Consider the following 21,184-nt stretch of genomic DNA (forward strand, 5'->3'; position numbering starts at 1 on the left):
GCACGCTTATCAGCAACGTGCATGTTCAATCGCGGATTTCTTCGTTAACGGATCGCCTGCGCTTCGTTACATTAGCCCTCTTCCCAGCCTGTTCGCGGCGCATTGCCGCTCTTCCGGAGAATCCCCGATGAAGCCGTTCTGGTCCCGCGTGTGGCAATCCGCGGCCCTCGTCGTTGCCGCGCTTGCCGGCCTCGCGTCGATGCACGCGCACGCGGCGACGCCCGCCGAAATCCGCGTCGACTATGCGTATTACTCGCCCGAGAGTCTCGTGGTCCGCCACTTCGGCTGGCTCGACGACGAATTCAAGGCCGACGGTACGGCGATTCGCTGGGTGCTGAGCCTCGGCAGCAATCGCGCGCTCGAATACCTGAACAGCGGCGCGGTCGATTTCGGCTCGGCCGCGGGGCTGGCGTCGGTGCTCGCGCGGGCGAACGGCAACCCGATCCACACCGTCTACGTGTTCTCGCGCCCCGAATGGACGGCGCTCGTGGTGCGCAAGGATTCGCCGATCCGCTCGCTCGCCGATCTGAAGGGCAAGAAGATCGCCGCGACGCGCGGCACCGATCCGTTCCTGTTCACGCTGCGCGCGCTGCACACGGCCGGGCTGACGCGCGACGACGTCGAGATCGTCAACCTGCAGCATCCGGACGGCCGCACCGCGCTCGCGAACGGGCAGGTCGATGCATGGGCCGGGCTCGATCCGCACATGGCCGCCGCCCAGCTCGACGACGGCGCGCGCCTGCTGTATCGCAACGTCGCGTTCAACACGTACGGGTTCCTGAATGTTCGCGATGCGTTCGCCAGCCAGTATCCGCAGGCGGTGACGCGCGTGCTGAAGGTCTACGACCGCGCGCGCCAGTGGATCGTCGCGCATCCGGCCGAGACCGCGCAGATCGTCGCCGATCAATCGAAGGTGTCGCTGCCGGTCGCGAAGCTGCAGCTTCAGCGCAACGACTTCGGCGACCCGGTGCCGGGCGACACGCAGCGCGCGGCGCTGAAGGCCGCGGCGCCGGTGCTGACGGCCGAGCAGTTGACCAAGCCGGGCGTCGATCCTGCGAAGATCGTCGATGCGCTGATCGATCCGTCGTTCGCGCGCCCGATCGTCGCGGCGTCGCATTGAGCATGCCCCCGGTGACGAACACCGCCGCGCGCGGCGATGCGCGCGCGGCGCACCCACCCGCTTCGCGGCCTCGTACGGCCCGGCGCGACCCGCTGCGCCCATGGCGTATCGCGGGCCTCGCGCTGCCGTTCGTCGCGCTCGTGCTGCTGGAGTTCGTGGTGCGGCGCGGCTGGCTGCCGGATCATCTCGTGCCGGCGCCGAGCGAGATTCTCGATACGCTCGCGCGGATGGGCGCCACGCGGCTCGCCCGTCACGTCGGTGCGAGCACGCTGCGCGTCGCGGCCGGGTTTGCGGCCGGCGCCGGGCTCGCGCTCGTCGTCGGCGCGGCGATGGGCCTGAGCCGCCGGATCGACGCGCTGTTCGAACCGACGTTCCAGGCGCTGCGCGCGATTCCGTCGCTCGCATGGGTGCCGGTACTGCTGCTGTGGCTCGGCATCGACGAAGCACCGAAGATCACGCTGATCGCGATCGGTGCGTTCTTTCCGGTTCATCTCGCGGTGGTCGCCGGCATTCGCGACGTGGACCGCAAGCTCGTCGAGCTCGGCGCCGTATACCGGCTCGGCCCGCTCGCTTTGTTCCGTCGGATCCTGCTGCCGGCCGCGCTGCCGCAGATCGTCACCGGCCTGCGGACCGGCCTCAGTCTCGCGTGGATGTTCATGGTCGCCGCGGAGCTGATCGCGGCCACGCGCGGTCTCGGCTTCCTGCTGAGCGACGGCCGCGAGACCGGGCGCCCCGATCTCGTGTTCGGCGCGATCCTGCTGCTCGCGTTGCTCGGCAAGCTGACCGACGGCGCGATGCGCCGCGTCGAGTCGCGCTGGCTCGGCTGGCGCGATGCGTTCTGCAGTGCGTCGCGCGAGGGCGGGCAATGAGCGCCTACCCTTCCGTGCGCCCGACCGCCGGCGTCGCCGCGCCGCTGCTCGACCTGCGGATCGCCCGCAAGCTGTACGGCAGTCGCACGATCCTGGCCGACATCGCGTTGCAGGTCGCGCGGGGCGAGATCGTCTGCGTGGTAGGCCCGAGCGGGTGCGGCAAGAGCACACTGTTGCGGATCGTCGCGGGCCTCGACCGGGATTTCCGCGGCAGCGTGACGCTCGACGGCAGCGTGCTGGCCGGGCCGTCCGCGCGCGTCGGCGTGATCTTTCAGGAGCCGCGGCTGCTGCCGTGGCTGTCGATCGCGGACAACGTCGGCTTCGCGTCCGGCCCTCGGGGCGGACGCCACCCGAGCGTCGCGCGATTGCTCGACGAAGTCGGCCTGGCCGGCGTCGCGCGGCAACTGCCGGCCACGTTGTCGGGCGGGATGGCGCAGCGCGCCGCGATCGCGCGCGGGCTGTTCGGCGAGCCGGATCTGCTGCTGCTCGACGAACCGTTCAGCGCGGTCGACGCGATCACCCGGATGCGCTTGCAGACGCTGCTGCTCGACGTCGTCCAGCGGCACCGGATGGCCGCGATCGTCGTCACGCACGATCTCGACGAAGCGCTGTATCTCGGCGATCGCGTGCTGATGCTCGCACCGAATCCAGGCCGCATCGACGACGAAATCCACGTCGACGTCGCACGGCCGCGCGATCGGCGCGATCCGTCGCTGGCCGCGCAGCGCGTGCGGCTGCTCGATGCGTTCCAGCGCTTTCACGATCGCGCGGCGGGCGACACGGCCGGCGTGCCGGCCGCGCCGGCCTGACGTCGCTGGCCCGCGCGACACACGACTTCACGGCGAGGACGCCGATCGGACGAACGCGGCCAGATCGCGATTGAATCGCTCGGCTTCCTCGATGAACGGCGCGTGCCCCGATTCCGCGTACACCTTGCCGACGATGCGTGGATTCAGCTCGGCCGCGCGGGCCAGCGTCGCGTGCGTATCGACCAGCGCGTCGCGGCCGCCGTAGACGAAGAGCAGCGGCACGCGCGCGTTGCCGAGCCCCGTGGCGGCGAACACCGACATCGTCGGGATGGCCTTTTGCATGTCCCACGACGCCATCGCGGCGTTGGCGAGCAAGCGCTCGAACGTGGCGGCAGCCGGCCGACGGTTGAAGCACAGACCGACGAACGTGCGTTCGCCGTCGAGATGCGTCTTCAGGTCCGGCGCATTCATGTCCCGATACACGTCGGGATGATCGACGATCTGGCCCGGCGCAAGCTCGACCACGCCATCGACGTACACCGCGCCCGCGATCGCGCGATCGCCGTATTTGGCGAGGTAGTTCGAGATCACCACGCCGCCGAGCGACCAGCCGACCACGACCGGCTTGCGCGCATGCGCGCCCTCGATGACCGCGGCGAGATCGTCGCCCCAGCGGGTGCCGTCGCGATACGGCTGCGCGCCTGGCGGCTTGTCCGACAGCCCGTGGCCGCGCAGATCGTACGTGATGATGCGGAATCGGCGCAGTTCAGGGCTGTCGACCTGCGCGTCCCAGTTCAGGCGGCTGCCGAGCAGGCCGTGAATCAGGATGATCGGCACGCCGCCGGGGTCGCCGCTTTCCTGAACGGCCAGCTTCACGCCGTCCGTCGACGTGACGGTATAGCTCTGCGGCGCGGCCGCCGCGTCGTACGCCCATGCGAAGGGCGTCGCCCACCAGATCGCGGCAATCAGCCAGCGGATCAGCACTCGGGTATTCACGATTTTTCCTCCAGGCATGAACGGACGCCCAGTCTCAACCCTCACACTGATGTGAGAGTCAAGCGAATCGTGTTAGCCTGCCTCTCATGAAAAAACCGCCCACTCCGCCCCCGATGACCATCGGCAAACTCGCGCAGCTCACCGGCGCGAGCGTGCGTTCGATCCGGCACTACGACGAGCACGGCCTGCTCGCGTCGGTGCGCGCGGCCAACGGCTATCGCCTGTTCCCCGAAAAAGCGGTGACGCAGGTCAAACAGATTCAGCGCATGATCGCGACCGGTTTCACCCTCGACGACATCCGCGGCTTTCCGGACTGCATGCTGCTGATCGACGGCGCGCGTTCGTGCGATCAGATAACCGACGTCCAGCGCGAACGCCTCGACGCGATCGACCGCCAGATCGCCGATCTCGAAAAGCGGCGCGCGCGGCTCGTCAAGATGTTGCGGGAGGGCGCGGTGCCGCCGCTCGATTGACGCGGCGGCGTTCTCGGCACGGCTCGCCCCTCCTCGCTCTTCGGGCACCCACTCCGCATCAAAATCGCTCCAGAATGCGTAGACCATGCCCGTCGTGCCGCAGAGTCCCCGCGAAAAATAACGATATTCAATTACGGCTGATTACGAACGCTTTTTATAATCGCGTCCTTGACATGTCGAATCGCGTGGTATTTACTCCCATTGCACTCGATGCATTACGAAAACCAACAGGACTGAGAGTTGCATTTGCATCGGCACGCGAAAATGCGCGTCGGCGAAATGTAAGACGAAGCAGTAAAACAGGCGTGATCCGACCGGGGGCCACATCCATGTCCGCTACCAGCAAACCGCCGCCTGGCGGTTGATTCCCGCAATTCAGCCATTCGACCACGCAGGTCTGCCGCCGGTTTTCCGATAGAACCCGGGGCGGCGGCGTGACGTGCGTCGTCAACCCGAATCGCATCGTTCATGCGTCGGGTTTCAATGCGAGACGGCACGTTCGCGGAATATCCATTTTAAAAATCCGGTGAATTCCAAATTTCACCGGCCATGCATTATCCATTGGAGATTTTCCAAAACAGGCACCTCGACATTTCATATATTGATGAAGGAATAAAAATGAGTACCACGACGATCGAAAATGCCGGTTACGGGGTCTATAACTCGACCATCGATGTCACGTCCCAGGTGACGGCGGCCTACAAGAACGGTCAGCGCGTCTTCACGGCCAGCAACCAATGGGGCGATCCGGCTCCGGGCGAGCGCAAGTACCTCTACATCTTCTGGACCCGCAACAGCGAAGGGCAGTCGGGCGTGACCGGCGAGCACGATCCTCACGGCGTGACACTGCCCTGAACCGCGTTCCGCGCGCGGAACGGGTCGCCGCGTCGCGGCAGTGTGCAGCCGCTGTACGGCCCCATGCGCGTCATCCGGCGCGCAGCGTGTCTTCCCACTCTACTGATCGACAGGAGTCTTTCATGCCGTCCGTCTACGTGCAGAACATCTCGATTCCCGTGAGCACCGCCACGCCATCCGACGCGGGCGTCATCACGGCCCAGACCACCTACAGTTTCCCGACCAACGTGATTGCGGCCGGCGCGTCGGTGGCCGGCTACTCGGTCTCGTTCGGCAACACCGACCACCACCTGCGCACGGTAGGCGCGAGCGTGCAGGTACAGACGCAGAACAACTCGCCGACGGTGACCATCACGGGCTCGCTCCAACTGATCGACAACAGCAGCAACAAGCTCAATCCGAGCAGTTGCTCGTTGACCGCATCGGTCATTGCCTGGGCGCAATAAGCGACGTTCGCCTCCGCGTCGCCGCGATGCGTCGCGGCGTCGTACCGTTGCCTGATTCGCGGTCCTGCCTTTCATGGTCCTCCGCCCGGCGTTCGGGCCGAGGACCATTTTCTCTAGGAGTCGCCATGTCCACCAGCGCCAGCCAGCAAGCCGACATCCCCGCCCTGGGCGTGCTCCAGTTCGATGCCGGCAGCTTCGGTTCAGCCGTGAACCTGTTCCGCGGCAATCTCGCCTTCCCGCTCAAGCTGCTGACGCTCCCGGCGCGGGGCGGACTGGCGTTCGACCTGACCCTGCTGTACCAGAGCAATGTCGCCGATCAGGTCTCGCAATGGAATCTCACGAACCCGAGCGGCGCGCTCGGCGTGGGCTGGAGCATGCCGCTCGAACGCATCGTCGCGGAAACGCAGGGTACGGGCAGCCCGCTCGACGTCCAGTATTACCTGATGAGCCAGGGCCAGGCGATGCAACTCGTGCCGATCCCGACGGCGTGGAGCCGTGGCACGCTGGCCGCCGACGCGTTCGACGACGCCGCGAACGCGGCGCTGTTCGCGAGCGACCGGGTCCCGGCGCAACTCGCGTCCGCGCTGGACCGACACGGCTGGCGCCCGTCGGGCGACGCGCGTGTCACGCCCACCGGCCGCCACGACGAGTGGCGCCTCGATGATGCGTTGTTGCGCCGCTCGCATCTGTTGCGCCGGCAACCAGACGGCACGATCGCCGTGACCACCGACGGCCAATCCTATGAAACGGCGCCGTACCAGTTCTGGCAAATCACGCACTACCCGGCTTGGGACAGCTGGGAAGTCGTCCGCCCGGACGGCACGGTCGCCACCTATGGCGGCTCGGATGCGGCGGCCGCCACGCGCAACCTGATCCAGTGGGGTATCCGTTGGGGTAACTGGGTCGGCCCGAGCCGCCGTGCGGAAAACCAGCAACGCTACGCGCTGGCATGGAATCTCGCCCAGTTGCGCAATACGCTCGGGCATTGGATCGAATTTTCGTACAGCACGATCGAGCAGGCGGTCGGCGACGGCACGTTGACCTACACGCGCGAATGCCAGATCGCGAGCATGGAAAACGATCTCGGCTGGTCGTGCCGGTTCGCATGGCAGCCGATGACCTACGACATCCGCTCGCTCGACGCGCCGAAGGAATACCTGGCCGCGCACGGCGACCCGACCCGGGTGCCGGGTGACAAGCCGAACGCATGGCAGGACCGCTACGAGACGCGCTATCTCGACCACGTCGACGTGATCGACAGCTCGGGCGCGCCACAGACCCGCCTCGATTTCGAATGGTACGACCTGACCCTTCTCGCGCCGCGCGACGCCGCCAATCCGCTCGCCACCGGCGCCTGCTACAAACGCTATCTGAAAGGCGTGACGGATACCTTCAGCGGCGGCGCGGCCCGTCCCGGCATCACGTTCGACTACAACTTCGATGCCGGCGGCTCGCCGAACCCGGGCGCGATGACGTCGATGACGCTGCCCACCGGCGGCGTGCTGCGATACACGTACACCGAGATCGACGTGGGCGCGGACGAGGACGTCGATCCGGGCTCGCGCAATCTCACCGTCGACAATCCGTTCGGCGCCAGCCGGCCGGGCGCGCCGCGCATCTGGTACGGCGGCGACTACGTGGTCGTCGCCTGGTACGAGGCCAGCGAGAACGCACTGCTGGTGAACGTCTACACGTGGCTGGGTCGCTGGATTCCAGCCTGGTCGAACTGGCAGCGCTTCGACGGCGCCCTCGATCTCGATCGTACGGTGGCCACGGCGGGCACCGACAGCTTCGTGCTTCTGCTGGCCAGCCTCGACGACACGCAATCGACGCTCTATCTCGCGTCGCGCCGGCCGGTCGCAAACGCGGACTGGCATTTCGCGGGCGCCGCCGGCGCGCCCACACCGTACCGCTACGACAGCAGCCAGTTGCGGATCGCCAACGGCGCCGACTTCTTCGTCGTGATCGACAACGACAATCGCCATCTCGACCGCTACGCGCTGAACTGGCAGACGCGCGGCTGGGACGTCGAGCCCGCGCTCGCGAGCGGCACGTGCTGCCCGTCCGGCAGCATCGATACGCAATCGTACGTGTCGGCGGCCACGAATCACTATCTGGTGTTCTGCTACGACGAGGGCACGGCTCGCGGCCGGTTCAGCCTGATGGTCCGCGATGCGGCGACGCTTGCGTGGCGGCTCGGCAGCACGCTGGACACCGACGCGATCACGATTCCGTCGGTCGGCGCCACGTCGTATTTCCAGATGTCGATGGGCCAGGGCTTCGCGGCGACCGCATGGATCGACCGCTATGCGTCGTCGGGCGGTGTGGTGAAGGCCTTCGACTACCGCCTGGCGGTACTCGCGTGGAACGACGACTACGGCAACCTTGCGTTGCGCCCGCTGCCCGACGTATTCGGCAGCCCGGGCTTCACGAACCTGTCGCCGGCCTTCATGCAGACGCTCGGCCCCGTGATCACCGGCAACAGCCTGATCGGCTCCGGCCCGAACGTGCTGGTATTCGACGGCGTGAGCTGGTCCTATCATTTCGCGGGCATCCAGTACCCGCCCGGCAGCGACACGAACCTCCAGTTCTACTGGTACGCATGGGACCAGCTCGGCGTACTGAAGACGGAGAACACGACGTCGGCGCTCTACTCCGCGCTCGACAGTTTCGATCCCGATGCCGATACGCCATGGATCACCCAGGTGCTACAGGACGAGGATCCGGCGCCCGCGGATCGCGAGACACAGGGTTTCCCGACGCTGGCCGGCGCATTCCTGTCGCAGAACCGCGACCTCTATGGCCGTTCGGTCTGGCCGGCGTGGAACCCCCTCGCCGGATTCCGGCTCGGCGAGATCACCGTCGATCGCTTCGACAGCACGACCGTCATCAACCAGGCGCCCGACTTCCTCGCGTTCATGACGCTCGATGCCGACGGCGCGCCGCTCGACACGCAGGTGCGCTTCTTCAGCAACGGCGGGCTGCTGCGGGATGCGCAAGGCGAACCGGTGGTCGAGCGTTTTCCCGGGCAGCAGATGTTCCGCCTGCTCAACAGCACGCTGCACTACGAGACGGCGATTTCGGGCAAGCTGCCGGCGATCCCGTCGGGTTTCGTGACCTTCCCGTCGGGCCACGAGATCGACGCATCGACCCACATCACGCTGCACCACTATGCGAATCACTCGCTGCATGCGCCGCTGGCGGCCTCCGTGGTGTCCATGCTGGCGATGGACAGCGGCTTCGATACGATGCTGCGCTGCTACACGTACGCGGACGTGTCGGCCAACACCGATCCGTCGGGCAGCATCGTGCAATTCTCCAAGGTGTCCGAATACCAGGCGTGCGAGACGCCGCAGGGGCAGCGCTACGGCTGGACCACGAGCCATTTCTACAACGGCCTGCCCGCACGTACGCTGCAGCTGCCGGACGACAGCCGCATTCGCGCCGGCGTACGCTGCACGCTCGCGCCCGTCGACGACGCGTATTCGCTGGCGGCCGGCCTGTTGTTGTCGACCTCGGTGTACGACAGCGACGGCACGCTGCTGTCGTACACCACCAGCGACTGGACCTACACCGACCAGGTTGCGAGCGACGCGAACGGCACCGCGCTGCGCAATCTCTACGACGCCGTGCCGCAGATCTCGACATCGATCGAGAGCCTGCAGGGCGTCGAACGCACCATGACCTATGTGTACAACGCGGCCTCGGGCTATCCGGCCACGGTGCAGACCGCCTACTACGACAGCCGGGGCGAGCTCAACGTCACGCAACGCACGTCGCTTTTCGGTTTCGAGGTCTACCCCGCGATGTGGAGTGCACATATCCTCGCGCCGGTGGCCAGTGCATCGACGCGAGTGCAGACGGACGGCAGCTGGCTGTTGCAGGCCGCGAAGGCGCAAACCTTCCGCTACTGGGCCCACGACGACGGCACGGCCTATCTCGCGGAAGCCGACAGTTGGGTCGCGGTCGACGCGAATGCGCCGCCGTTCGCCGCGTGGAACGGCGGTCAGCCCGGCGCGGGCTGGCTGCTGGAAGAGCGTATCGACACGCGCGACGGCGAGGGCAACGTACTGCTCTCGCACGACGTCACCGGCCGGCCGATGGCTTCGCTGTTCGACGACGCAGGGCGCTTTCGCATCGCGGGCTTCGTCAATTCGGCGGGCGGCAATGCATACGACAGTTTCGAGGATTACCAGCGGCCGACCTGGAGCCTGCCGGCCGGCGCCGCCGTCTATCGCGACGACGCGGCCAGCGGCACTGCATGCCTGCAGATCACCACGTCGGCGACGATCACTCGCGCCGTGACGTTGACCGACGGCCGCGCGCAGCAGTTGTTCGGCCTCTGGTTCAAGAGCCCCCCCGGCGCCACTGCGAGCGACTTCACCGTGACACTGACACTCACCGCGCCGGGTGGCGCGCAGTTGAGCCGGCGCCTCGCACCCACTGCGGGCCAGTGGCAACCGCAACAGTGGACCGTCGATCCGTCGTCGCTGGGCCTCGGCGCGAACGCCACTGTCACGCTCGGCATTCAGGCCGACCTGCCGACAAACGGCGCCGCGTGGCTGCGGCTCGACGACGTGTTCTTCACGCCGCTCGACTGCCAGTTCCAGTCGATCGCCTACGACGGCGCACGGCTGCGCACGCTCGGCACCACCGCGCCGAACGGCGTGCGCTCGCGCACGCTCTACAACCCGTTCTCCGAGCCGGCCGTGACGGTCGGTCCGTGGGACAATCCGAGCCTGATCAGCATGACCTGGTTCGCCGCGCAGGACACGACGATCGGCCCGACCGCCCCGTTTCCGCGCGCCACACCGAACGCGGCGATCAACGTCAACGGCCAGGGGACCGGCGTGTACGACGGCTTCGGCAACGGCGCGCTGGCGTTTTACACGGCCGCGTCGGGCAATGCGGCCGACTGGAGCGCGGGCGGCGGGCTGCTCAGCTATCACGGCAATGCGACGGGGCCGCTCGGCGCGCGGCTCGAACGCACCGGTTTCGCGGCGACGAGCGTCGCCGCGCGCGTGCTGGTCGACCGCGCCAGCCTCGGCGACGCGGTGCTCGGCACGGGCACCTGGTTCGTCGGCTTCAGCCAGACGCAAGGCTGGCGTTTGTGGCGGCTCGACGGCGCAAACCCGGTGCTGCTGCAATCCGACAGCGGCGCGCCGGCCGCACGGGAATGGCTGCTGGTAGCCGTGACGGGCCGCGTGCTGTTCTTCGCCGACGGGCTCAAGGTGTTCGAATATGCGGACGCCGCGATCGCCGCCCCGTTCGGCGTGCAGCTCGGCATGACGGCACCCGGCAGCTTCTCGGCGCTGGCCGTGGCCGAGGACGTCGGCGTGAGCGTCGAGTATCGGGATGGTCTCGCGCGCAGCCTGCAGACGCTCAAGCTCGAATCGGCCAATAGCGCGGTGCTCGACACCGGCGTGTACGACGATCGCGGCAACACCGCGATCCGGGCACTCACGAGCCGCGTCACGGTCTCCGGCGCACAGGCGTTGTTCGTCTACCAGGACGGATTGGTGACCAACGGCGGCGCCGACGGCAGCCTCTGGCAAGGCGCGCCGCTCGAGGGCGCGCTGGCCGCCTACCATCCCGATGCCGGCGGCTATCCGTTTTCGCGCACCGCGTACGAAAACGCCCCGCTCGGCCGGCCGGTGGCGTTCGGTCAGCCCGGCTACGACTATGCGATCCGGCCCGGCAACACGCATTACGCGACGCGCAGCTACGGTGTCAACGTCGATGCGGGGCGCTTCGCCTATCCGTTGCCGCTCGGCGAATATCACCTGACGGTGGACGTGGATCCCAACGGCGCGGTCACGCAAAGCTGGTCGGACACGGCCGAGCACCTGATCGGCCGTGTCGTGCAAAACTCGACCACCGACGACAGCCTCGACTGGCGCATGAGCCAGATCTACGACGCGCAGGGCCGCACCGTCGCGTCGGTGCCACCCGCGTCGTACGCGGCAGGCGGCGCCGGCACGAAAGCCGTACCGGCCGGCAGCAGCACCGCCGAATACGACTTCGCCGGGCATCGGATCAGCTCGACCGACCCCGACAGCGGCACCACGCAAATCGTCTACAGCAGCGCCGGGTTGATGCGCTTCCTCGCCGACGGCAATGCATTGAACGGCGGCTACATCGCCTATCGGAAATACGACACGCTGAGTCGCGTGATCGAGGAAGGTACCTGTGCTGTCGCGTGGGATCGCGCACTGCTTCAGCAGCATGCCGACGATCCCGACTGGCCGCCGTCGTCCCCCACCTGGAGCGTGCGCCGCCACTACGACGGCGACGGGTCGGATGCGACTCAGGACGACCATCTCGTCGGCCGGCTCTGGAAGGTCGAAGTCAATCAGGGCGACGCCGGGCAGGCAGCCTTGACCGAGACGGTCGCCTACGACCGGGCTGGACGCGTGCTCACGCGGCGCCGGCAATTCGCCGGGATGTCCACGGGCGACTGCGTCGTCGCGAATACGTGGTCGGCCGGCGGCAACCTGCTGTCGAGCACGGATTCGACCACGGGCCTCGTCAGCCTGCGCCGCTACGATGCGCTCGGCCGCGTGCTCGAGGTCGCGGCCGACACCGGCGGCACGACGACGGTACTGATCGCGCACGAGTACGAGCCAAACGGCAAACCGGCGCTCACGCGCCTGCTTCCCGACGGCAAAGGTTCGTCGATGCTGTCGCGACGCTTCGCCTATACGCCGCCCGGCTGGCCCACCGTCAGCGATGCCGGAGCGGTGCTCAGGGAAACGCTCGGCTACGACACCGGCGCATGCGAGGGCGGCGGCTATTACAACGGCGAAATCGCGCGCCAGGCCGTCACGTCCGACGTGCCAGGCGGATCGCTCGGGCCGGCCTGCACCACCATGGATTCGCTCGGCCAGTTGACCGCGTTCGGCTCCGGCGCCGACGCGCAACGTTGGGACATCGACCTGAACGGTAACTTCGAGCGGCACACGCGCGGCGCCGAGTCGGCCGGCTACGCGTATGCGGCCGGCACCAACCGCCTGACCGGCTACACGGCCGGGCAAGAGACCACGACGTTAGCCTACGACCATGCAGGCGGGATCGTCGGCGCGAGCGACGGCGCGGGCACGGCACGCTGGCAGATCGGCTATGACGCCGGCACCGGGCGGCCCGTTAGCTACGCCAATCCGGGGGCGTCGCTATCGATCCTGCGCGATGCGGACGGCAATCGTGCGGCGCTTACCCGCACGAGCGGAGGCGCGACCACGCAGCGCTTCCAGATGTCGATGCCCGACGGCGAAATCATGATCGATGCGGCAAACGGCGCGAGCGAGCCGACCCGCTTCATCGCCGCGCTCGACGTCCAGGTGGCGTGGCACGGCGGGCGCTTCTACTTCGCGCTGCTCGACCATCTCGGCAGCGTGCGCGTGCTGCTCGACGCGAGCGGCGAGACCGTCGGTGCATGGCAGTACGACGTGTACGGCCAGCCCACCGTGCTGGTGGCCGCGCCGCTCGCGTGGCCGCGGCTGTTTACCGGCCACAACTACGACGCGGACTCCGGTTTCTACGACTGCAACGCGCGCTTCTACCATCCCGGGTTCGGCCGCTACCTCAGCGTCGATCCGATGCTGGAAACCCCGTCGCCGTACGTCTACGTCGGCAACAACCCGCTCGTCTTCACCGATCCAAGCGGCATGAACGTGTGGGGCATCATCGTCGGCGCGTTGGTCACGCTGGCTGTGGGCGTGGCCGGCGTGCTGCTGCTCGGCACCGGCATCGGCGCGGCGATCCTGGTGGGCGTGGTGGCCGGCGCGGTCGGGTCGATGGCCGGCGACCTCATGAGCATGGCCACCGGCGATCAGATCAGTTGGAAGCAATTCGGCATCGATGCGCTGGCCGGTGCGGCAGCAGGCGCGGCCGGCGCGCTCGCGGGCGGCGGCGCCGGCGCACTGACCGCACGCGCGGCGCTCGGCTTGAGCGCGGGTAAGGTGGCCACCACGCTGTCGGTGTCGCTCGTCTCCGGCATCGCGGGCGGCGTGGCCGGCGGGGCGGCCGGGGCCGGCGTGACGGCAGGCATGACCGGGCAGCCGTTCTTCAGTCGCGCGACGGCGCTGAACATCGCGATCGGTGCGGTGGCGGGCGGTGGCGCCGGGTTGATGGCGGCGGGCGCGCACCTCACGTTCTTCACCGGAAAGGCGTCGCTCGGCGTCAATCCGACGCCGCTGGAGAACGCCGGCGAGGTCCCGAACTATCCGAACGCGGATGGTTTGCCAAGCGAACCAGGCCAGAGCGGCCTGGCCGGCAAGGTGCGGATCCTGATGCCGAACGATCCGGTCACGACCAGCGTGAAAGCCAAGTGGGATGCGTTCACCACCGATCTGCAGCGACAGCAGTTTGCGCAGAATCTCACCCGGATCGGCAACCTCGACGTCGACGTCGTGGCGACGCATGGCATTTCGCGAAGCGCGATGGTCGAGTGGACGGGCGCCAACGGCGTGTCGATCAACCGGCCGATCTCCGCGTCCACGCTGGCGCGGTTCCTGCGCGCGCAAGGCTATGGCGCGGCCGATGCGAACTTTCCCGCCGCGTCGGGCAGGCCCATCAAGCTCGTCACCTGCTTCGCCGGGATGGCAGGCCGCTTCAGTTTCGCGCAGGCGCTGGCCAACGAGCTGCAGGTCGACGTATACGCGCACTGGTGGGTGGTCTATCCGACCAACAACGCGACGCCATGGATCCGCTTTCAGCCGCGCTGACGGCGTGACGCATCGCGACGGGCGACGGCGGCCGTGCAGCGGCCGTCGCGCTTCGGGCACAATACGCACCCTCACCTTTTTGCCCGGGGTCACACACATGCGTGTCATCGTCGTCGGAACGAGCGGATCCGGGAAATCCACCTTCGCCGGCGCGCTGGCAACCGCCGCAGCGTGCCCCTGCATCGAACTCGACCGGCTCTACTGGGGCCCCGGCTGGACCGCCGTGCCGCCCGCGCAGTTCGAGCGGGAGGTGCGGGCGGCGACGGCCGGCGACCGATGGGTCGCCGACGGCAACTACAGCGCGGTGCGCGACGTGCTGTGGTCGCGCGCCACGCACGTCGTCTGGCTCAACTTCGGGCGATGGACGGTGTTTTCCCGCGTGCTCCGACGCACGATCGGCCGCGGGCTCATGCGCACCGAGCTGTTTCACGGCAACCGGGAATCGCTGCGGATGGCGTTCTGCTCGCGAGACTCGGTGCTGCTGTGGTCGTACACGACATTCGCGAAAAACCGCGTCAAGTTCGCCGGCTTGCGCGACGACCCGAAATACGCGCATCTGCAATGGACGGAGATCACCAGACCGTCGCGTGCCCGCGCGGCCATCGAGACCCTCGCCCGCGCCGGCCGTTGCGATTGAGCGCGGCACGAACCGCGTCGCTTCAATCGTCGAAAGTGCCCTGATATTCCGGCGCGGCATCCGCGCGCGTGTTCAGTTCGAACATCACGCCGCCCGGCGCGCGGCAAAAGAAGCGCGAGCCGCGCCCGTTGTTGAAGACGCCGGTTTCCATCGCGACGCCCTCTTCCTTGAAGCGCGCGAACAGCGCTTGCACGGCATCGAGGCTCGGCAGTTCGAAGCCGACGTGGAAATTGGTCGGCCACGCGGGCACGCCGTCGCCGACGTGATCGATCACGACGTCGAAGCCTGGGCGTTTGAGGATCCAGGATTTTTCCCAGCTTCCCGCGATCGTGAAGCCGAGGTATCGCTCGAAGAATCGGGCGGTCGCCAGTGTGTCGGCGGAGGGAAAGCTCAGGTGGTTGAGCTTCATCGTGGGTGTCGTTGCATTCATGGTCGCGCTCTCCGATGCGGTGATGGGCGCAGGCCCCATGCCGTGCCGCCCGAGGACTTCAGAATACGAGCGCGGGCTCGCATCCCACAACTCGCATTGGACGTTCCGCCGCACGGGCGCGAAACCCTTGCGGGGCCGAGCGTTGCGGGATGGCGACGATCGCGGCGGAAGGCGCCACTCGCATTCGCGACGGGTACCGTCGATGCGGGATGCCCGAGCGGCCGACGCGAAACGACGACGGCCCGGGATTCGCGTACGAACCCCGGGCCGCCGATCGGCCGTGAGTACCGGGCTTCGCCTGCATCGCCCGGCACCACGCGTCGCTCACGATGACGCGACCTGCATCAGAACTGATAACCCGCGCCGACCACCGCGCCGAAGTCCGACCGCGCGTTGCCCGTCACCGATGCCTTGACGACCCAGCGGTTGTTCTCCGTCACGTACGAGTAGCCGGCTGCGAAGCCCTGCTGGCCGTGATAATTCGACGTCGCCGCCGACACCATCGAGCGCCCCGCGCCGGTCGGCTGCGGCAAGCCGGCCACCGCCATCGCCGACGCGACGCCGCCGTACATGTCCTTCTTCAGGTCGTTGAACGAGTTGTACACCTGCCCGATGCGCTGGTCGGTATACCCCTTCGCCTGCGTCGACGCCGTCGCGAGGTTGTCGTTCAGTTGCTGCACGTTCACCGCGTCGGTCGGCGCCGTGCCGGACGCGACGTTCGTGATCTGGCGCTCGCTCCCCTTCGCGCCGACCGAGAACGAGTTGTCGCGATCGGCGACGGAGCCCTGGCCGACCGCCACCGCGTTCTTGCCGGTCGCGGTCGCCGTCGACCCGATTGCACCCGCGTCGGCACGCGCGATCCATGTGGTGTTCGCATCGGTCGCGGCCGCGCGGATCTTGTCGTTGGCCGCCACGTTCTTCAGCGCGTTGTTGAACTGCCCCATGTTGACCGCGTCGTTGTCGCTCACGCCCGCCGCGACACCGGTCAGCACGCGGTCGCCCGCCGTGCCGGAGAAGTTCACGCTCGCGCCGCCCGAATCCTTGCCGACCGTGATCGCGCCGTTCGGATCCTGCTGCTGCACGAGGCCGGCCTTGCCGTTCGCGATGTTGGTCACGCTGCCTTGCAGGTTCGAAATGTCGGTGGTGTTCTTCGACACCTGCTGGTTGGTCGCGTAGAGCTGCGAACCGTTCACCGCGTCGGTGCTGGTCGCGCCGAGCGTGCCGGCCTGCACGTTGGTGATACGTGTGCCGCCCGCACCGCCGAGCGTGATCGTGCTCTTGGAGCCATCGTCGTACTGCACCGCGAGCGCGCCGAGCTGGTTCAGGTTCGACTGCACGTCCTTCAACTGCTTCACGTTCACCGCGTCGGTATCGCTGGTGCCCGCCGCGACGTTCTTCAGCACGACCGCCGACGTTGCGTCGCCGCCGACGAGCGAGACCGAATTCAGCCGGTTGCCGCTCGCGTCGACGTCGTACTTGACGACGTTCTTCACGGCTTCGCCGGCCTGGTTCGACACCTGCGTGATCTGCTGTTCGAGCGCGGTCTTCACGCCCGACAACTGGCCGCCGTTCACCGCATCCGTGCTGCCCGCGGCGACGTTGCCGTCGGCCACGTTCGTCAGCTTCGTCGGCGCACCGCCGCGCGCGGCGTTGAACGCGCCGAGCGTCGGGTCGAACTGCAGCGCGTCCTGTTGCAGCCCGGCAATCGCGGCGGTGTTGCCCGCGATGTTCGTTTCGGCATTGCCGATGCGCGTTTCGTGATTCGCAAGCGTCGTCGTGTTGCTGCCGACGCGGCCGTCGAGGTTCGTCAATGCGTCGCCGACGTTGTCGAACGCGCTGCCGCCGATCTTGTAGTTCGGTGCGCCGATCGAGCCGTCCGGGTTCGCGGTCGCGCCGCCGCCGAGCGCGGCCGCGGCGCCGTCGGTCGCGCGACGCAGTTGCGCGCCGTTCACCGCATCGGTGCTGCCGGCCGCCACGTTGCCTTCCGCGACATTGGTCACGCGCACCGGGCTGCCGCCGTTGCCTGCGCCGAGCGACACCTGCCGCTTGCTCGGATCGTCGTATTTGACGGCGAGCGCATCGAGCTGGCTCGTCCCGTCGTGAATCGCCGCGTTCAGCTGATCGACGTTGACCGCGTCCGTTCCGCTCTTGCCGGCCGCGACGTTGCTGATGAGCTGCGGGCCGTGGCCGCCGTGGCTCGCATCGTAGGCGCCGAGGGCCGGGTTCCATTGCAGCGCGTCCTGCTGAAGCGCCGCGATGTTGCCGGTGTTCGTCGTCACCTGATTGCCGACGGTCGCGATCGACTGGTTGAGCGTGTCTGTCGCCTTGCCGAGCTGGCCCACGTTCACCGCATCGCCTGCCGCCACGCCGTCCGCGACGTTGTGCAGGCCGACCGGCGCCGCGGCGCCCGTGCCGCCGAGCGTGACGCCGCCGTGCGCATCGTCGTCGTACTGCACCGCGTTCTTCGTCGCGTTGCCGATCTGGCCGGCGATCGACGTGCTCAGGTTGCCGAGCGTCGTGCTGAGGTTGTTCGTCACGCTCGTGCTGAGCGATGCGAGGCCGCCCGTCAACTGGCCGACGTTGACGGCGTCGTGGACGTCCTTGCCGTCCGCGACGTTGTGCAGCGTCGTGCCGTTCGGGCCGGCGAACGTCACCGAGTCGAAGCCGCTCGCGCCGTCGTACTTGACGTTGCGCGTATCGGCCGCCTGCAGGTTGACGATGTTCGACGCCGCGGTGCTCAGCGAGCCGTTGATGCCGGTCACGCTGTTCTGCAGGTTCGCGATGTTCGAAGCCGCCGTCGAAACGGACGTCTGCAGCGGCGCGAGGCTGCCCTTCAACTGGCCGACGTTGACGGCGTCGGTATCGGCGACGCCGGCGGCCACGCCGCCGATCGTCGTGCCGGTGGCGCCGTCGAGCGCGATCGCCGCATGCGAGTCGTCGGTATATTTCACGACGTTCTGCGTCGCCGTGACGATGCTCGTGCTGAGGCTGTTGCCGACGCTGGTCACGCGCTGGTCGACGTTCGAGATCGAGGTCGACAGCGCATTGCCGACCGACGTCACGCGTGCGTCGACGTTGCCGATGCCCGTGCTCAGCGTGCTGTTCACGTTCTTCAACTGCTGGACGTTGACGGCATCCGTATCGGCCGCGCCTGCCGCGACGTTCTTGAGCTGGCGTTCGCTGCCGAGCGCGCCGAACGACACCGCGCCGCCGACCGGTGCGGCCGTGCCGCCGAACACCGGCGTGCCGCCGTTGTTTGCGCCGACGCTGCCCGAGCCGATCGCCACCTGGTTGTTGTCGTTCGTCCGCGCGCCCGCGCCGATCGCCACCGATTGCGTGCCGGCCGCACGCGTCTGCGTGGCCGCGTCGTACGATGCGCCGGCCGATACGCCGTCGCTCGACGTCGGGTTCGCACCGCCGATCGCGATCGAACGGTCGCCGCTGGCCAGCGCCGAATGGCCGAGCGCGATCGAGCTCGTGCCGTGCGCATCCGCGACGTTGCCGAGCGCCATCGAGAAATCGCCGACCGCAGCCGACTGGCGGCCGATCGCCAGCGCCGTGTTGCCCTGCGCGACCGCCACCGTGCCGATCGCGGTGGCCGAGTTCGCCAGCGCCTGCGAGCCGACGCCGATCGCGATCGCGCCGCCGCTGCCGCTGCCGCCCTTGCTGCTCGCATTCGACTGGTCGCCGATCGCGATACCGCTGGCGCCTGCCATCGCATTGGTGCCCTGCGTCACGTTCGTGGTACTGACCGCGACGTAGTTGCCGCTCTTCGTTGCCACGCACAGCGGGTTGGTGCCGTCGATGCACTGGCCGTTCAGCGCGTTGTCCGGGTTGCCGCGGTCGACGAAATTGTCCGCGTGCGCGGCGCCGGCGATCAGCACACCCGCGCCCGTGAACATCGCGGCGGCAAGCGCCGAAATCTGCTTCCTCTTCATGGTCTTCTGCTCCGTTGTGTAGCGTCTGGTTTGAATACGGACTACTTACTTTTATTGACAGCTTCGACTTCGATTGCGACTTCGTTTCGGAAGCGGATTCCGGCGCCGGGCTTCCGACGCCGGGCAAGCCATGCCGACACGACACGCGTCGAGCACCCGTTTCGACCGGGCGTTCGAACACCCGGGGCATGCCGTCGGCCTGACGTCCCGTTCCGTTAATTCGACAACTGCATTAGGAATACGTATTGATTCATATGGACGAGTCTTTCCCCGGCCGAATCCGGAGATTCAACCCGTCGTCATATGCATCCCCGATTTGTCGCCGCGCCGATCGCGACCCACACTGCTTCTTTTATTTCATTCCCGGCAACCCGGATTTCACTCCGTGCAGCGAGCACGTGGCGGGACAGTCATCAATTGATGCGCCGGCTTCGGGTCAGGCAACGTCCGTCACCGCTTGCGGCGCTTCCGCTGCCCTGCCCACCCGTTACTCAAAGTTCGGACGAATTATGAGACACGGAATTAAATTATTAAAGCCGACATTCTTTATAGATTGTAAAATTCCAAATATTCAATGGTTTACGTAAAATACGCTCATTCCGCAAACGATTTCGCGCCAGCGCCGTTATTCAAAACCTTTTGCCGAGCGGATAAATACTTTGCCAAAGCGGATTCAAATAATCCTTTTCTCGAAAATACAATCCGAAAGCCGGCCGGTCGCGCGGCTTTCTCACTGGATATACGCGTAAACCACGAGCAATGATGCACGTCGACGTTTCACGTTCCTGTCGCAAACCGCCATTTTCCATAATCGCGAAGATGGAATGATGCAAATGGAGCCGTCGTGTCTGGCCGGATTCCGAATATGCTCCTACAATTCCGCTCGCATCGATTCCGGCAGTCGCGATCGTCGTCCACGCGAGCACGGCGATCCGTCGCGTCCCGACCGACCCGGCGATCAAAACAACGAACGCCGCGCGGCTCCCCCTTGTCCGAAATCGATGCGAGCGTGCGATGCGCCGGGATGCATCGCCACGCAGCGGCCTCCGACGTTTCCACCTCACCGGGCTGGCCACCCGCGGAAAACGCAGCCAACTGCCTTTTAACAACAGGTGCACGATGCCTTCATCGATCTCCGCATTGCGCGACGCGCATATCCTGATCGTCGACGATCAACCCGACCAGCTCCGTTTGCTGACCGACATGCTGCGCAGCACGGGATGCCGGATCAGCGTCGCATTCGACGGCGCGCAAGCGTGCCAGCGCGCGCAGGCGCTGATGCCCGACCTGATCCTGATGGACGTGCGCATGCCGCGCATGGACGGCTTCACCGCATGCCGCCTGCTGGCCGCCGATCCGCTGACGGGCGCGATCCCGATCATCTTCCTGACCGTGGCCGGCGCGTTGCGCGAACGGCTCGAGGGGCTGGAGATCGGCGGCGTCGACTATGTGGTGAAGCCGTTCGAGCCGGCGGAGGTGATCGCGCGGATTCGCGTGCAGCTCTCGCGCGCGAAACGCGAACGGTCCGCCGGGACGGAAACGGCGGAAAGCCCGTTCGCGGGCGGCAACGACGACGACATCATCGTGCGCGCGGCCATCCGCCACCTGTCGCGCACGCTGAACGATCCGCCGACGGTGGAGGAACTGGCGCGTGCGGTCGGCACGCACGAAAAGCGCTTGTCGCGCGCGTTTCGCGACAATCTCGGCCAGACGGTGTTCGAATATCTGCGCTACGAGCGACTGCGGATCGCGCAGGATCTGCTGGACTCCACGTCGCTCAGCATCGCCAGTATCGCGAAGGAAATCGGCTTTTCCACGCCGGCCAATTTCGCCACCGCCTTCCGCGAACGTTTCGGCATCACGCCGACCGAATGGCGACGCCAGGGCCATGCGGGCGCGCGCACGGCTACCCGGGAGCCGCAACGCCGCGTGTAGGCCGCGTGCGACG

The 21,184-nt window shown here is 67.2% G+C and carries 13 protein-coding genes; 9 read left to right on the forward strand and 4 right to left on the reverse strand.

Going from position 1 to position 21,184, the window contains the following annotated elements; genetic code table 11:
• Positions 1 to 127 precede the first annotated feature (127 nt).
• From WT24_RS17715 to WT24_RS17725, 3 genes are read left to right on the forward strand one after another with little or no spacing between them, the layout of a single operon-like run.
• Positions 128 to 1,120, forward strand: a complete 993-nt coding sequence (locus tag WT24_RS17715; RefSeq protein WP_060035219.1) for an aliphatic sulfonate ABC transporter substrate-binding protein — start codon at positions 128 to 130, stop codon at positions 1,118 to 1,120.
• Positions 1,121 to 1,122: 2 nt separating this feature from the next.
• On the forward strand, positions 1,123 to 1,989 hold the full coding sequence (locus WT24_RS17720; RefSeq protein ID WP_060035221.1) for an ABC transporter permease: 867 nt from the start codon (positions 1,123 to 1,125) through the stop codon (positions 1,987 to 1,989).
• Positions 1,986 to 2,798 (forward strand): ABC transporter ATP-binding protein, encoded by an 813-nt coding sequence (locus WT24_RS17725; protein WP_059506284.1) that lies wholly within the window; start codon positions 1,986 to 1,988, stop codon positions 2,796 to 2,798. The genes WT24_RS17720 and WT24_RS17725 overlap by 4 nt, the downstream gene beginning before the upstream one ends.
• A gap of 27 nt (positions 2,799 to 2,825) precedes the next feature.
• Here the strand turns inward: WT24_RS17725 and WT24_RS17730 are convergent, their stop codons facing one another.
• Entirely contained in the window at positions 2,826 to 3,734 is a 909-nt protein-coding gene (locus WT24_RS17730; protein WP_082742212.1) for an alpha/beta fold hydrolase, read from the reverse strand.
• An 86-nt stretch (positions 3,735 to 3,820) separates the two neighbouring features.
• Here WT24_RS17730 and WT24_RS17735 point away from each other — a divergent pair, with 86 nt between their 5' ends.
• From WT24_RS17735 to WT24_RS17755, 5 genes are all read left to right on the forward strand, one after another.
• Entirely contained in the window at positions 3,821 to 4,207 is a 387-nt protein-coding gene (locus WT24_RS17735; RefSeq protein ID WP_060035225.1) for a MerR family transcriptional regulator, read from the forward strand.
• 618 nt (positions 4,208 to 4,825) lie between these two features.
• Positions 4,826 to 5,062, forward strand: a complete 237-nt coding sequence (locus WT24_RS17740; RefSeq protein WP_060035228.1) for a hypothetical protein — start codon at positions 4,826 to 4,828, stop codon at positions 5,060 to 5,062.
• A 122-nt stretch (positions 5,063 to 5,184) separates the two neighbouring features.
• A complete protein-coding gene (locus WT24_RS17745) occupies positions 5,185 to 5,508 on the forward strand; it encodes a hypothetical protein (protein ID WP_060035230.1) in 324 nt (107 codons plus the stop codon).
• Between the two features lie 125 nt (positions 5,509 to 5,633).
• The gene (locus WT24_RS17750; RefSeq protein ID WP_060035232.1) at positions 5,634 to 14,231 is read left to right on the forward strand and encodes an RHS repeat domain-containing protein; all 8,598 of its coding nucleotides are present in this window, start codon (positions 5,634 to 5,636) and stop codon (positions 14,229 to 14,231) included.
• 97 nt (positions 14,232 to 14,328) lie between these two features.
• Positions 14,329 to 14,868, forward strand: a complete 540-nt coding sequence (locus WT24_RS17755; protein ID WP_060035233.1) for a toxin — start codon at positions 14,329 to 14,331, stop codon at positions 14,866 to 14,868.
• Between the two features lie 22 nt (positions 14,869 to 14,890).
• On the opposite strand, the gene WT24_RS17760 is transcribed toward WT24_RS17755, so the two are convergent.
• From WT24_RS17760 to WT24_RS34920, 3 genes are all read right to left on the reverse strand, one after another.
• Positions 14,891 to 15,298: a VOC family protein gene (locus WT24_RS17760; RefSeq protein ID WP_179949366.1), complete on the reverse strand. Its 408-nt coding sequence runs from the start codon at positions 15,296 to 15,298 to the stop codon at positions 14,891 to 14,893.
• A gap of 344 nt (positions 15,299 to 15,642) precedes the next feature.
• On the reverse strand, positions 15,643 to 19,236 hold the full coding sequence (locus WT24_RS17765; protein ID WP_060035236.1) for a YadA family autotransporter adhesin: 3,594 nt from the start codon (positions 19,234 to 19,236) through the stop codon (positions 15,643 to 15,645).
• A 629-nt stretch (positions 19,237 to 19,865) separates the two neighbouring features.
• Complete coding sequence (locus WT24_RS34920; protein ID WP_179949367.1) at positions 19,866 to 20,354, reverse strand: hypothetical protein; 489 nt, start codon at positions 20,352 to 20,354, stop codon at positions 19,866 to 19,868.
• 1 nt (position 20,355) lies between these two features.
• Here WT24_RS34920 and WT24_RS17770 point away from each other — a divergent pair, with 1 nt between their 5' ends.
• Positions 20,356 to 21,171, forward strand: coding sequence for a response regulator (locus tag WT24_RS17770; protein ID WP_060035238.1), 816 nt, complete (start codon positions 20,356 to 20,358; stop codon positions 21,169 to 21,171).
• Positions 21,172 to 21,184: the final 13 nt, after the last annotated feature.

This window comes from Burkholderia sp. MSMB1078WGS, assembly GCF_001528895.1.
Lineage (GTDB): Bacteria > Pseudomonadota > Gammaproteobacteria > Burkholderiales > Burkholderiaceae > Burkholderia.